This is a genomic window from Deltaproteobacteria bacterium (assembly GCA_029860075.1).
In the GTDB taxonomy this organism is placed as follows: domain Bacteria; phylum Desulfobacterota; class JADFVX01; order JADFVX01; family JADFVX01; genus JAOUBX01.
In genome coordinates this window covers 1-14,781 of sequence record JAOUBX010000102.1, presented here as the reverse complement: position 1 = coordinate 14,781, position 14,781 = coordinate 1, and the positions used below count along the sequence as shown (strand labels likewise).

At 49.1% G+C, this 14,781-nt stretch carries 12 protein-coding genes; all 12 read left to right on the top strand.

Annotated features, from left to right (window positions below; translation table 11 throughout):
• Positions 1–2,412, top strand: a 2,412-nt coding sequence (locus OEV42_19730) for an Ig-like domain-containing protein (GenBank protein ID MDH3976500.1), incomplete at its 5' end; no start/stop codon positions are given.
• A 195-nt stretch (positions 2,413–2,607) separates the two neighbouring features.
• Entirely contained in the window at positions 2,608–4,635 is a 2,028-nt protein-coding gene (locus tag OEV42_19725; GenBank protein ID MDH3976499.1) for a contractile injection system tape measure protein, read from the top strand.
• The gene (locus tag OEV42_19720; protein ID MDH3976498.1) at positions 4,575–5,981 is read left to right on the top strand and encodes an ATP-binding protein; all 1,407 of its coding nucleotides are present in this window, start codon (positions 4,575–4,577) and stop codon (positions 5,979–5,981) included. Before OEV42_19725 ends, OEV42_19720 begins: the two co-directional genes overlap by 61 nt.
• Before the next feature lie 16 nt (positions 5,982–5,997).
• Positions 5,998–7,260, top strand: coding sequence for a DUF4157 domain-containing protein (locus OEV42_19715; protein ID MDH3976497.1), 1,263 nt, complete (start codon positions 5,998–6,000; stop codon positions 7,258–7,260).
• A 112-nt stretch (positions 7,261–7,372) separates the two neighbouring features.
• Positions 7,373–7,675: a hypothetical protein gene (locus OEV42_19710; protein ID MDH3976496.1), complete on the top strand. Its 303-nt coding sequence runs from the start codon at positions 7,373–7,375 to the stop codon at positions 7,673–7,675.
• A 24-nt stretch (positions 7,676–7,699) separates the two neighbouring features.
• The gene (locus OEV42_19705; GenBank protein ID MDH3976495.1) at positions 7,700–8,056 is read left to right on the top strand and encodes a thermonuclease family protein; all 357 of its coding nucleotides are present in this window, start codon (positions 7,700–7,702) and stop codon (positions 8,054–8,056) included.
• A gap of 34 nt (positions 8,057–8,090) precedes the next feature.
• Positions 8,091–8,435, top strand: a complete 345-nt coding sequence (locus tag OEV42_19700; GenBank protein ID MDH3976494.1) for a hypothetical protein — start codon at positions 8,091–8,093, stop codon at positions 8,433–8,435.
• A 39-nt stretch (positions 8,436–8,474) separates the two neighbouring features.
• The gene (locus OEV42_19695) at positions 8,475–11,087 is read left to right on the top strand and encodes a DUF4157 domain-containing protein (protein MDH3976493.1); all 2,613 of its coding nucleotides are present in this window, start codon (positions 8,475–8,477) and stop codon (positions 11,085–11,087) included.
• Between the two features lie 40 nt (positions 11,088–11,127).
• Positions 11,128–11,688, top strand: coding sequence for a hypothetical protein (locus OEV42_19690; protein MDH3976492.1), 561 nt, complete (start codon positions 11,128–11,130; stop codon positions 11,686–11,688).
• Positions 11,689–11,969: 281 nt separating this feature from the next.
• Positions 11,970–12,317, top strand: a complete 348-nt coding sequence (locus tag OEV42_19685; protein MDH3976491.1) for a hypothetical protein — start codon at positions 11,970–11,972, stop codon at positions 12,315–12,317.
• Positions 12,318–12,575: 258 nt separating this feature from the next.
• Complete coding sequence (locus OEV42_19680; protein ID MDH3976490.1) at positions 12,576–14,144, top strand: DUF4157 domain-containing protein; 1,569 nt, start codon at positions 12,576–12,578, stop codon at positions 14,142–14,144.
• A 71-nt stretch (positions 14,145–14,215) separates the two neighbouring features.
• Positions 14,216–14,781, top strand: a 566-nt coding sequence (locus OEV42_19675; protein ID MDH3976489.1) for a hypothetical protein, incomplete at its 3' end; no start/stop codon positions are given.

Here is a 14,781-nt window from a genome sequence, read left to right as displayed (position 1 = left end):
AATGAAATAATAAAGACGAAGAACCTTTCCTTTGACGTGATCGTATTGACTCTCGGCAATGACGCATTTACAAGCGGTATGCCTCATATCTGCATGTGGCATGATCTGCAGGCCGACTATCTGGAGTTAAGAAGTGTGCTGCTTTGCCTGTCGGCAGAGGTACTGTCCCGTTATGAGCAGTTTCTTAAAGACATTGATGGAGACTATGAAAAGAGCAGGGATATCGCCCAAATTAAAAAGCTTGCCGGCGCAATGGACGCGTTGCTCCCCCAATGTATGGAGGACTTTGATTTTACCGGTTTCGGGGATGCTTACAAAGCGCTGCTTTTGGCGCTTATTGTTGAAAAGCTTTACCTTGAAGATTATTTGAATAAATTGATTTATGAAAGGAGCGACGTTGCTTCTATCGATGAAGTTCAACGGTGGCAAAGCTTGCTTGGACAAGGGCGTATTACATTGGAAACCTTTACGGGCAACTGTCTTTATGTAAAGCTGCTGACCCTTTATTACACTTATACTCAGCGGACGGAATATCTGAAAAATCATCATCCCTTCATTTTCAGGAATTTTGTTGAAGAATATCCCGGTCTGGAACATGAGCCTGTTAATGAAGGTGGAACGTACATTCTCCTTTGCCATAAAGAAGGGGGCGGCGACTATATAGTTGTTGCCGACTTCAGCCTGCCCTATAAAATTGATTGCTGCTGCCATGTGCCGCTCTGTGATGAATCATTGAAACTGCCGCCGGTGGCTACAGATGACTATGCCGAAACCGTCCGGGGAGCCACGGTAGAAATAGTTGGTCCGGGAAATGATTACTCCCTTGCTAACGATAAGATCGTTATTGTTGACTACCCGAAAGAAGAAGGGGGTACAGACAAGGGAGGAACGGTTAAGTTAAAAGGAAAAAATAATATTTTTAGTTATAAACCGCCCAAGGATTTTACGGGAATCGATACCTTTGCCTACACTATCCGTAATGAAGCCGAACTGGAAAGCTCTGCAACGGTGACGGTCCTGGTGAGAGAGAAATATGAAAAGCATATCAAGGCGGCAGATGATCTTGCGGCGACAGAGAGGATGACGCCTGTCCTTATCGATGTGCTGGCCAATGACAGGATCTACGAGAAAACGGCGCTTATTCTGCCGGGTGATACGTCCTATTTGGGTGCAAAATTAACCATTGAAGATAAAAAAATAAAATATGTGCCTGTCAGGGAAGGTAAGGACAGCTTTAAGTACAGATTGGTTGATGAGGGCCGCAAAGAAGAATCGGAAGCGGAAGTTACCCTTATTGTCTACTGCTGCGAATGCCTGGAGGTTGTTCATCAAGACAAAAGTGCTGAAATTTATGTGCTCAATGACCTGGAAAAGGAGATGAAAGCCGATTTAAAGCTCTTTACAACGGACATTGAGAAAGTGTCGGCTCAAATCGTGACGGAAAAGAAAGGGACGGCAACCGTTAAAGAGGGCATTATCTACTATGTGCCGCCGGGAGGCTTTGCGGGGAGAGATTCCTTCGGTTACCGAATCGATCAAAAGGAAAAGGGTTATAGACGGTCCTGCCATGTGAAGGTTGTTGTTCTCAGTGAAGGGGGCGAGGTTGCTCCTCCCTCATGTGAGATGCCGGACCTGAGCTATGCAGTTAACGGCACCGAAGCCGGTGAGTTTGTTGTCGATTTCAGCGCAAAGCCGGAAACAGACCATGTAAAGGTGACAGGTGTTGAAAATTTAACTTTGGCTGAATTCAAAATAAATCGGAGAAGCGAGAAGAGTATCCATATTGCATGGCTGAAACCCTTTACCTCTTTCTCCTTTACCTATACGGGCATAGACACAAGGACCGGAGCAGAATGCGAAGGGACGATAGCGCTTGTGTCCAAAAAGATTTTTACGATCCCTGAGAGGGACCTTGTCGCTATTGAAGGAAAGTATGTGGATATTATTCCTTCTGATCCCAGACTAAAATATAACGTTGAATCGGTTGGAACCTTTTTTGACGATGTGAATAATAAATATGAAGCAAATCCCGATAATTTTATGGCCGGCAGTGAAAACACGGCAATAACCAGGGAGTTTGCCGGGGTATTCGACGCCCTTGTCGACAATGCGACAGATATCAGCAAAGCAATTGAGGTCTCGGGCGCAACGCCCGAATTGACGAAGAAGAGAGAGCTAAACCTTGAATTAATGAATTCCAGTCTGAGCGGCTATTTAAGAACGTTGGGGGCTGAAGATAAAGATCTGAAAGCGACGGACGGGACTTCCGAATATATTGCCACGGGCCTGAAAGAGAGCATCAGCAGGCTTGATGCAGAGGACAAAGCGGTGGTTACGGAGAATATGACTGCTATTGTCACCGAAAACCCGGAGAAAAAAGTGCTCAATAAGAACATTAAATTATTGATGTAAAAAAACCGGGACCCCGGCGGGCGTATTGCCGTCTGCCGGGATAAGGTGGGAAGGCAGCGTGAAAAGATATTTGAAAATTAAGGGTTTATTTATGGAAACCTGTGAAATAGAGGGTCCTGATCTTTACGCCCCCGGTGACTCTGTCCTTAATTAACGGCTTTCAACTTAAACCGGAAAGAGGGTGATTGATAAAAAATGACGGCCCATCATAAACACATCATAAAAAAGCAGGTACTGCATATCCGTATTGCCCGTCAGGATGAAGCGTGGCAGATCCAGAACCGGCTCAGCGCTTTCTACACAAGCGATACCGTCCCGATTCTCGATGATATCTGTGGAATGCTGGTCGGCAGGGATGAGCATATTTTTATCGATAAGCTGGAGATCGATATCGGTAGAATCCCCCTGCTGAATATGGAAGAAGCCTTTAAGGGGAAGATAAGGACGCTTTTTTATGAAGCGCTTTCCGACAGGCTTGGGCAGGCCCGGTTAAGTGAGCAGCACTTGCAAGGGAGTGAGGAAAAAAGGGGCCTTTCCCCGGCAACAGGCGCGTCCCCGGCTCCCGTCAATTATGACCCGGGAGAAGGGGGGCGGGATGACGAAGTGATGACGCAGGAAAGATACAACCTGGCGTTGATCAGTCATTTCCTGAGAAGTGGAACCTTCCCCTGGTGGGCGGAAAAGATGAGTATGGGAGATCTGGAGAAGGTATTTCTCACATTACTCGAAGAGCCGGCGCCGGAACTCAAATCACTTATTGCAAAAGAGCTGTCCCGTCAAAATGCCGGAAAGCGCTTTCTTTACCAGTTTACAGACGAGCTGTTTTTAAGGGTTTCCCAAATACTAAAACCCCATGCGTCGGGGTGGCTTGCCGGTTTTATGACGGATATGCTGTCCATGGCCAATAAGGCAAAGCTTGCGCCCCTTTCCCGGCCTCAAATTCGATCTGTGATGCGGGGCGCCATGTTGGATCAGCTCCTTTTTAATGGTGGAGCGTCTTTTAGCGAAAAAGAGATGGCTGCATCCATTGTTCAAGCCTTTTCCCGTACAAGCGGGATGGATTTCAAAAGGGCGGCTTTACTTTTTGCCGATGAACTGGGAAACTTAAAAAAAAGGGGGCTTGCCTTTCAGAGCCGGCTTCCCCATTTGCTTGCCCGGTTCAGTGATGACGGGATATTCATCAAGGATATGCGCGGTGGTGATAAAGATGATCGGGATAATCGTAAAAAAAATAAGGGCAGAGAGGAAAAGGATGCGCCCCAATTCAGTGGGGACGACGCTGCTTCCGGAAAAGCAGATCCTGCCGGAGACAAGGGAGCAAAGGGGAGGGTTGAAAAAACTTCTGATTTCCAGGGGGATGAAGCGGGCAGACCGTTGCCGGAGGAGGGAGCGGCGGTTTTTACGAAAGATGGCGTTCGCATTGCCCGCCAGGGGAGAGGAAGAAGCGGCCCCGGAGGGAGGATTGCCATAAATGAATTTGAGGAGAATGATCTTTCTGTCAGTGCGAAAAAAACTTTTTCTGAAGCGGGGCGAAGAGCAGTTGAAGAGCGAAGGCAAAAGGATGGCACTGGAGGAGGGCTTGAGAAAGAGAGCGGTGGCCTCCACCGGGAGATAGCGGGCCCGAGCAGGGATAAAGAGAGGATGCCTGGGCCTTTTTCTCAGGGGGGTGAGCATTTTGAAAGTTACGCCCGGGGGAGAGAACCATGGGAAAGAGAACCCCTTGCTGATGACATATACATTGAAAATGCCGGACTTGTCATTCTCTGGCCCTACATGACCCGCTTTTTCAGGCATCTCGATCTCTTAAAAGATGACTGCTTTGTCGATCATTCTTCCGCTATGCGGGCCATACATCTGCTTCAATATCTTGCCACGGGGGAGGAGCAGGGCCCGGAGTATTTTCTGCCCCTCAATAAATTGCTTTGCGGATGGGACCTGTCAAAGCCGCTTGAGAGAAAGGTCCCTTTGAGGAAAAAAGAAAAGTCTGAATCGGAAGCGCTGTTAAAGGCCCTTGTCGGTCACTGGCAGGCATTGGGAAATACCTCTGTTGATGGTTTGAGGACATCCTTTCTGCAAAGAGAAGGGGCGCTTACCGAGAAGGAAAAGAACTGGCATTTGAAGGTCGAAGGGAAAACCTACGACATATTAATGGAGCGTTTACCATGGGGAATATCAACAGTAACCTTGCCGTGGATGAAGAAAATACTCAGCGTAGAGTGGTAACCGGTCCACCGGTTACAAGCGCCTGCATTCTGGAAGATGAGCTGAACTGGTTTTTCAAAGTGCTCGATGGGCGCATCAAACTTCATTTCGGGCATGACTTCGACCATGATGATATATTTGACATTATGCCGCCGGGCCTGGACGGAGGCGAGTCTGTTTACGGATATTTTATTACTCATTACAATATGACCTTTGCCGAGCGGGTTGTTTTTATTCTAAGCCTGGTTCCGCACATCAAACCGCAGCTGCTTGATCTTTTTTTTACAAAAAATGCAGCAAACTCACGGGTATTTACAGAATTTGGAGGGAGAAACGACCAGTCTCTCAATGCCTTTGTGCCGACGGGGGAAACGGCCCTTTTTATTCTTGCCGGAGATGATCTGGAAAAGCGGCTTACTTTTTCCAGGCTCTTCGAAGCCGACCACTTTTTTGCCAAACATGATATTTTGAAACTGAGCGGCAATCTTGCCCATGAGCCTGAGCTAAGCGGAACCCTTACGCTTTCCAGGGAGGTTATCGACCTGACGACGACGGGAACTATTCGCAAGCCCATATTCAGCGCCGGGTTTCCGGCAAAAAAGATTGAGACCGGGCTTGACTGGAGTGATCTCGTGCTTGATCACTATACCATGGAGAGAGTCCTTGAGATCAGGGCATGGATAGAGTATGGCCATATATTGCTCGATGAACTTGATCTGCGGCGAAAGATCAAGCCTGGATATCGATGTCTCTTTTATGGCCCTCCGGGGACGGGAAAGACCTTTACGGCTTCACTCCTTGGAAAGGCTACGGGGCTGGAAGTTTACTGCATCGATCTTTCCATGGTTGTTTCAAAATATATCGGAGAAACGGAAAAAAATCTCGAAAAGGTTTTCAGCAAGGCCGAACATAAAAACTGGGTGCTCTTTTTTGATGAGGCCGACGCCCTTTTCGGGAAACGCACCAACATCAATGACGCTCATGACCGTTTTGCCAATCAGGAGGTTTCCTACCTGCTTCAGCGGGTAGAAGATTATGAGGGGGTGGTTATTCTGGCCTCGAACCTCAAATCAAACATTGATGAAGCCTTTTCACGAAGATTCCAGTCCATCATCCACTTTCCCATGCCCGGACAGAAAGAGCGAAGCCTGCTTTGGAATAATGCCTTCCCGGAAAAAATTAATTTTTCAGATAATGTCAATCTATCACAAATTGCGGCTGACTATGAACTCTCGGGAGGGGCCATTATGAACGTGGTGCGCTACGCCGCGCTGATGATGCTGAAAGGGAATAAGGGCGCTGTATTTCTGAGTGACATAAAAGAAGGTATCCGAAAGGAACTGCAAAAAGAGGGGAAAACGTCTTGAAGGGAGGGGGAAGCTTATGAGGACAAGAGGCCGCAGGCGCAGAAAAAGACAATCTTCAAATCAGCCGGGAGATCAAAGCGCCGGTGAAAGTGGGATGATGCAGAGAAAGGCCGATTCGCAGGTTTCGCAACTCAGCAGTCTGATAGAGACCTCCCCTGTTCAGCCGAAGCTGAAGGTAGGAACGCCTGGCGGCAAATATGAGCGGGAAGCCGACAGTGTGGCCGACCGGGTAATGGCGATAGCCGACCCTCAGGTCAGCAGGGAGGCGGAAGATAAAGAGGAGGAAGTCCATGGCAAAGCGCTTGCGGAACAGATTACGCCGTTGACGCAACGTCAGCCGGAGGAGGAAGAAAAAGAGGAAGCGCAGGCGGACCAGCTTCAGCGTGAGGTAGAGGCACCGGAGAAAGAGGAAGAAGAGCCCGTCCAGGCAAAGATGCTTCAGCGCCGGCCCGGAGAAGAGGAAGAACCTGCTCAGGCAAAGTTTCTTCAACGCCGGCCCGAAGAAGAAGAGGAGGGGGTTCAGCAGCAGCCCGAAGAAGAGGAAAAAGAAGTTCAGGCAAAGGAAAGAGGGCAAAATAGCCGGGCCCTCTCTTCTTCTGCCGAAAGCGGCATTAAGGCCATAAAAGGCGGCGGCCGGCCCCTGCCGGAATCGACACGCAAATTTTTTGAGCCCCGCTTCGGCGCTGATTTCAGAGGCGTAAGAATTCATCTTGATTCCAGGGCCGCCGGTTTGGCAAAGGCTATTAATGCCAAAGCCTTTACAAAGGGAAAGGATATTGTATTCGGTTCCGGTTACTATTCGCCGGAAACAAGCGGCGGCAAACGCCTTCTCGCCCATGAATTGACCCATGTATTGCAGCAGAGCAGAAAAATAAACAGGTCTGCCGATACGGTGCAGATGAAAGGCGGGAAAAGCTGTGCAGGCGTTCATAGCCTGAGGGCCTCTTTTTTTAATTATGTTGATGTTGTTTTTTATACAACCGATAGTTGTAAAAAGGTGAAAGTTAAAATTTCCGGCGAATGGGAAGGGGACGCTCATCATATTTCAGGCCCCTCACACTTTCCCATTATCCTGGATAAGAGCACCACAAAAAAAGTAAAAGCCGGCAGTAAAGGAGGTGGACAGTATAAACGGATACCGGGGAAAACACATACCTTTACATTTACCCTTAAAGCCGGAAAACACAAGTTGCGTTTATCAACCGGCGGTATTAATAAAGGTACCCCCGTCGGGTTGAGAGTTAAATTGCATACCAGAGGAAGCCTGACGGTTAGTTAACTGTCTCGTTGGCCGACATTAAAAGAGGAGTACAGGATTATGAATATATGGATAAAAAAGTACATGCTGAGGCCGGTGGCCCACTGCAGCGGCGGCTGTTAGCCAGGGTGCAATGGAGAAGATAATTTATCTTTCTTTTGTGAACGCTTGCCTCTCCTTTACCGTCGCCGAAGCAAAGTTGTTTCTGCCCTTTAGAGAGTGGCTAAAGGGGAAGAGTTCTTTTTTGGGAGAGATGTTTTCCTGCGGGTACTGTTTCGGCCACTGGGCGGCCTTCGTGCTGGTGGCTTTTTACAGGCCCAGGCTCTTCGAATTCTGGTGGCTGCCCGACTATTTTTTTACGGCGCTGGTCATTGCCTGGTTCAGCGCCTTTCAGTGGATTATGATGTGCCTGTTGATGCAGAAGACGGGTAAATAACAAATTTATGATAAGGGGGAGGAAGTGGAAGAGAATCTTTATTATTACCGGGCGCTGGTATGTTCCGTTTATGACGGGGATACCTGCACTGTCGACATAGATCTGGGGCTCGGCACATGGGTGCATGGCGAAAAACTCAGGTTCAGCAGGATTAATGCACCTGAGATCAGGGGCGCTGAGAGACCGGCGGGTTTGCTCTCGCGGGATTTTTTGATTAGCCGCATCGGCGAAAAGGAGATATTGATCAAGACCGTTAAGGATAAAAAAGGGAAGTATGGCCGTTATCTGGCTGAAATTATACTGCCCGACGGGAATGGAGGGTGGATAAACGTCAATGACCTGATGGTTGAGGAAGGGCATGCCGTTTATGTGGAATATTGAGGGGAATAGTCAATCAATTAATTGGGGATGATTTATGAAAGCTCTGGCAAAAGCTGCTCATAAAGGCTCATCCACGACTGCTGCGGCACGGCAGCAGTCAGATGGCGCCACAATACAACTTCAGCGAAAAGCTGATAATGACGCCGATGCGCTCAGGAGGATTATTTCGTCCCGCAGCCCCGCTAATTCCTGCGGTCCGCCTGTTAATCCGAAGGCCGGCGCCAAAACAGCACAGCTTTCCACGCTTATACAGAGGTCCGGGGTACAGGCCAAACTGACCATCGGCCGGCGGGATGACAAATACGAACAGGAAGCGGACAGCGTATCCGAGCGGGTTATGAGTATGCCGGGGCCGCAGATACGGCCCAAACCGACCTGACCCCTTGGCGAAGGTTCTCCGTGCGGGAACGAAGAAGCATTGCAGACAAAACCCCTTGCCGCAGAAATAACGCCTCTTGTCAGAAGGCAGCCTGAAGAAAAGGAAGTTCAAAAGCAGTCGGAAGAGGAAGAGCCCCTGCAGGGAAAGCTTCTCCAGCGGCAGTCTGAGGAAGAAAATGATGCCGTTCAGCGTCAGCCTGAAGAGGAAGAACCTGTCCAGGCCAGCGAAAATGGAGGTGGCGCATCTGAAGTGGCGTCGTCTGTTGAAGGGGGGATCAACGCCACAAAAGGGGGCGGGAGACCGCTTCCCGAGTCGGACCGCTCATTCTTCGAGCCCCGTTTCGGGGCTGATTTCAGTAATGTGCGCATACATACCGGTTCCGATGCGGGCCAATTGTCAAGACAGCTTGGCGCGCAGGCATTTACTGTCGGGAAAGATGTTTATTTCGGAGAAGGACGGTATGATCCGGGATCAACGCAGGGCAAACGGCTCATGGGTCATGAATTGACCCATGTTGTGCAGCAGGGAGGAGCGGCAACTTTACAGTCCAAGCCGGATAATAAAGGGCAGGTTGCCGGAAAAGATTCTGCTGCGCCTGACGTGCAGTGCGGTTTTTTTGGCGACCTCTGGGAAGGCGCTGCATCGGTGGGGAGAGCTGTATGGAGCGGGGTTAGAAGTGTGGGGCGCACTATCGGCAGAGGAGCGTCATCCGCCTGGGGCTGGATTCGGGGTGTGGGTCGTTCTATCGGTAGAGGCGTGTTGTCCGCCTGGGGCTGGATCAGGGGTGTGGGCCGTTCCATCGGCAGGGGAATTCTCTCGGCCTGGAATTGGATCAGAGGTATCGGCCGCTCAATCGGCAGGGGAATCCTGGCAGCCTGGGAGTGGATTAAAGATATCGGCCGTTCCATCGGCAGGGGCATTCTGGCGGCCTGGGAGTGGGTCAAAAGTATCGGCCGTGCCATTGGCAGAGGGCTCCTGGCAGCCTGGGAGTGGATCAAGGAAGTCGGCCGTGCTATCGGGAGAGGGCTTCTGGCGGCCTGGGAGTGGATCAAGCGTATTGCCCGCGCTATCGGCAGGGCTTTGCTTGCAGCCTGGGAATGGATCAAACGTGCAGGCGGAGTCATCTGGGAGTGTATAAAAGGTATTTTTGCGGGAGCACAACCGAAGCTCATCGTTAACAAGTCGGGAGATGCTTATGAACAGGAGGCGGACAGCGTAGCCGATAAAGTCTTGCGAATGGAGTTGCCCGGCACAAAAGAAGGTAAAAAAGGGGTTTCTCCATTAAGGGGCTCTTTCGGCAACGGCAAGCCTGCGGCAGCGGAGATAAAAAGGAAGGTCAATATTAATCAGAACGTTCCCCGTCCTTTTATTCAGAGGTACGCAGAGGACATACATTATCACATGACCCTGCAGGAGGCGGCCAATGTCGGATACAGTGCAGTTGAGGCCGGAACGGTCGCCTTTGAAGACCAGGCTGTTGATACGGGCTGGAGACATCCCTGGATAACCACACCCACAGAAATTTTAAATCCCCTTGTCAGCGGCAGGGATATGCTTCATTTCCCTGCCCGCAGTGTAGCTGTTGGGGATATGAACAGAGCAATTACTGCCTGCGATATCAGGGCATTTGGCGCGGGATTGCACAGGTTCCAGGATACCTTCTCACATAACTTTACAACATGGAAAATTCCGACCCGAAGGCTATGTTCTTCCATGTGCTGGAAGCTTGCTTTATTAGTTCCCGGAGGTCTTCCTATTGTTGCCGGCATAATGATTCCAAAACACGCCTACGGACGAGGCGCTGCGCTCAAGCACGCCTGTCTGGGCTTTTATCCCGATGAGCACCATGGTGAGCAAAAGGGCAGGGATGCCGCTATGAAAAGACACACAAGGTCATGGCTTGAAAAGTTTCTCGTAAGCTGCAGGTCCGGTTCAGGCGGCGGCGGTGGTGGCGCCGCATCTCCTGCGCCTGTGGCATTTAATGTGACGGCTTTTTCCGCCACCGGATCGGGAAATGCAAACTTAACGGAAAATGCGGCAGGACCCAGTATTGCGGCGCCGACGTTCCGTTCTAGTGGAACGGTGAGTGTTACAGGCGATAATGCTGAAGCCAGTAAGTGGGATGTCGGGTATATCCAGACTGTTTATTCACCTTATGATATCGAGGCAAGATACGAGAAGTCTTACTTGCGATACCATAAAAGTTCCCTGCCTCTCAGGGATGCTATCGCCGGAACGCCTGCCCCATGGTATTACACGGGGTCCTTTTCACCCGTCACAGGTTCCGGAACCTCAGTCAGTGAAAGTATGAATGATACGCCCGGCCATAGACCACCCTGGAACGACCCGAGAGTAACCAATCCAAACTCCCTGGAAAGGTATGAAAGGAATTTTAATGTTGTTGCCTGGTTTATCGCTCGCAGACGTACTGATGCACAGATAAGGCATCTGAAAAATGTAAATTGGGGATTTAACTTTATCGTTGATGTTGATAAAACCAAGCCGGTCGGCAGCAGAGCCACTAATTCAGGAAGCGGTATGGATGGAATATCAACGGGAAATGGAAAAGGGCCTTTAACACCAAAACTCTCAGGCACAATATCCAATAACGCTAATGTAAGAACTCTTGTCCCAAGACCGCCGTGGCCTTAAATATTCCTGATTTAACGTCAGGTTTTTATGTGGGTTTAGAATGAAAACTTTGGCAAAGGCAGTTCATAAAAGTTCCTTTCCTGCGGCTGTGAAGCAGCAGGCGGACAGGAGTGGGGCGCTGTTTCAACGGAAGGCGGCTAACGAGACGGAGGCCCTTTCGAAAATTATTTCGTCCCACAATCCCGTTAATTCCTGCAGTCCCTCCCTTAGCCCAAACTCCGGTTCCAAAGCGGCACAGCTTTCCACGTTCATACAGAGGTCCGGGATTCAGCCCGAACTGACCATCGGCCAGGGGGGTGAAAAGTACGAGGAGGTGGACAGCGTTGCCGAAGGAGTGATGACCATGCCGGAACCGCCCGTTAAAGGTCAGGTGGAAAAACCGGTTCAGGCTAAAGAGGCAGATGGCAAAAAGTCTCCCCCTGTTCCTGCGGCTCATAGTGATATCCATTCCCTGCCTGGGGCAAGAACAAAAGAAAGAACTCAAATGCCTTATGTACAAAGGCGAAAAGGACCTGTCCCGGCTAAATGTGCTAAGCCCTTACGGGCCATGTTACATTTTATTTGGATGCCGGGGGGATCAGAAGCGGCTTTACTTGCGTGAAATCAGGCGCCCTAATAGGGTTTGTAAATTCAACAAACAGACCGATCAATATAAAGTTGGTTCCGGCCAATCTCTTTAGTATGTCCTCATTTACTTTACGACCGGGCCCTTTAGGGGTTTCAGTAACTGTGATGAGAGTAAAAGGGATGATCTGCGGCTCCATTTATGTTAACCCCAAACAAAGAGGTTATACCGTGCGGGATATATGTGTCTGTCCTTAAGTAAATGGGGTAAGTTTTTATAAAAGGAACGGAATATAAGCGGTACAAATTGATGAGCGAATGATGAAAGCTTTGGCAAAGGCAACAGCTAAAAACCTGTCCTCCTCCGCTGCGGCAAGGCCGCAGACGGACAGGGGTGGGCCGCTGCTACAGCGGAAGGCGGCCGGCGAAACCGATGCCCTTTCGAGGATCATTTCGTCGGGCAGGCCTGTCAATGCCTATGGCCCGCCTGCCGATTCAAATCCTGACTCCAAAACGGGGCAGTTGATCAGTCTTGTGCAGAGGACTAAGGTTCAGCCCAAGCTTACAGTCGGCAGACCTAATGACAAATATGAGCAGGAGGCGGACAGCGTTGCCGAACGTGTCATGCGTATGCCCGGCCCGCAGATACGCCCCAAACCGACCTGACCGCTTGCAAAGGGTTCCCAGGGTGGGAATGAAGAACAGGTACAGTCAAAACCGCTTGCCGAATCGATAACGTCTCTCGTCCGAAGACAGCCTGAAGAGGAAGAGAAAGAAGAAGGTGAAGTTCAGCGGCAGGTCGGAGAGGAGGAAAGAGAAGAACAGGAAATGCCGGTTCAGGCCAGTCAGGAAAGTGGTGAGGACGTGCCTGTTTCTCCTTCCGTCGAAAGCGGGCTAAATTCCCTTAAAGGCGGTGGGCAGCCCTTGCCTGAATCGACACGCTCCTTTTTCGAACCTCGTTTCGGCGCTGATTTTAGCGGGGTGAGAGTTCATACTGATAGAAATGCGTCGCATCTGGCAAGGAGTGTTAATGCTAAGGCATTTACGAAAGGGCGGGATGTGGTTTTTGGATCGGGGCAATATTCACCCGAATCACCGGGTGGGAAAAGGCTGCTGGCCCATGAACTGACGCATGTGGTGCAGCAAGATCATGGGAGCAACGTAAAGTGTAAAACAACATGGACATCTTTTTCTTCCTTGAAATGTAAGCGTTTATCTATTTCAAAAAAATGTTCTGCAAAAAACACCATTCAAAGGTTGATGGGATTTGAATTCCAGACCAGAAATGTTGTTTCAAAAAACCGGAGAGGTAAATCCCCAAGGACCTTTACCAGAACACAAACAAAAAGTAAACCATTACGGACAGTGAAAGGCCTTAAAATGGAGGTTGATACCGGCAGTGTCATTGAATTTGTTACTTCTGCGCATTCCAAATGGGTCGATCTAAAACCGGATATTGAGAATGCGGTGAAAATCGTAAATGAAATCAAGGCGCTTCCAAAGAAACCCAGAGATCCTAAAAAAAGCATTAGCCAGACTAATCCTGAAGTTTACAAAGGATTCAAAACAGATTATTTTGGAAAAGTAGATGTTTTAGCAAAACCGTCCAGTTTCAGGGCAAAGCCGCAATCAACTGAAGGCATCGTGCTAAAGGAATATGAATCCCTGTTAAAAGAACATGATAAAAGAACATCAATAGCAGGCAAAGTCACGCCAGCTGTTACCACAATTTTGAGTGGCGTCAATACAAAAAATATTGACAATTTAAAAGGTTTTTTACAATTAATCGTCCATTATATTCTACAGGCAAAAAGGAAATTAATCTTGACAAAATCAGGAAAAATTAAACAACCGAAAGCATTTTTCAGACTAATGACCCGGGTTGATTTTGCTTCCATGTATAAGTTTTTGTCTAAAACAGAACAGAATATTTTCAAGGCGCTTGTAAAGAAAGTGCCAAATCCTATTGCAAGTGTTACAGGTGTTTCTTTTTCTCATGACCTGTTTGCGCATGGATATTGGGGTTGGCATCCTGACAGGAGATTTAGGATTTTAATTCGAGCAGGAAAAATAGTAATGATAAAAAAGAAAATAAAAAATTTAACAGGAATAGGTAAAGATAAGGATATTCACACCTGTGGCACCAAGGGGGTCCCGGCAAGATATTGTAAAACCAAAAGACCGATAAAATCGGTGACGATTAAAAACTGGTTTGACAGTATTATCAAGTCACCTCGAAGTTCCGGAAAAGATATCACCGCACCTTTGCCCACTTATGCGGGTACAAAAACAGGTGGATTTAGTATGGGGCTCTGGAATATGCGAACAAGCGGAGTGTTTCCATTTGAAATGCGGGGATACCCCGGAAAAAACGCAACAGAATGGTTGAAGTTTGCAGAAGGAAAATTTTTAATAGCGTCCGCTTGCCGTCCGGGATCCAGTTTAATTCATAAGGGTGCAGCCACTTACAATAAGAAAAGATGTCCTAAATAATGTCTATTTACAAAGGTTGCATCAGAAGAAAAAATAGTGACAGCCCCATTTTTAGATATAAGAAATGAACGATGAAAACCCTGGCAAAAGCGACAGATAAAAACTTATCCTCCACCACTGCGGCAAGGCAGCAGGTGGATACCAGCGCCTCGTTGCTGCAACGTAAGGAGGATAGTGAAACCGATGCCCTTTCAAGGGTCATTTCCTCAGGCAGGCCCGTCAACACTTGTGGTTCGACCTCTGATCCCCGTTCCGGCTCCAAAACGGCGCAGCTTTCCCGCCTTATACGAAGGTCTGCAATCCAGCCCAGGCTGACAGTCGGCAAGCCGGGTGATAAGTACGAGCAGGAGGCGGACAGTGTGGCTGAACGTGTTGTAAATGCGCCGGAGCCAAAGACTGGTACACATTCAGTTGCAGCAGGGGGGGATATTCAGGCCAAACCGGTTGCCGGACAGATTACACCTTTCCTGCAACGCCAGCCCGAAGAGGAAAAAGAAGAGGAGGCACAGCCCAAACTCCTCCAGCGTGAGGCGGAAGAGAAAGAGGAGGAAGAGCCTGTCCAGGGGAAGCTGCTGCAGCGCCAGCCCGAAGAGGAAAAAGAAGAAGAAGAGCCTGTCCAGGGGAAGCTGCTGCAGCG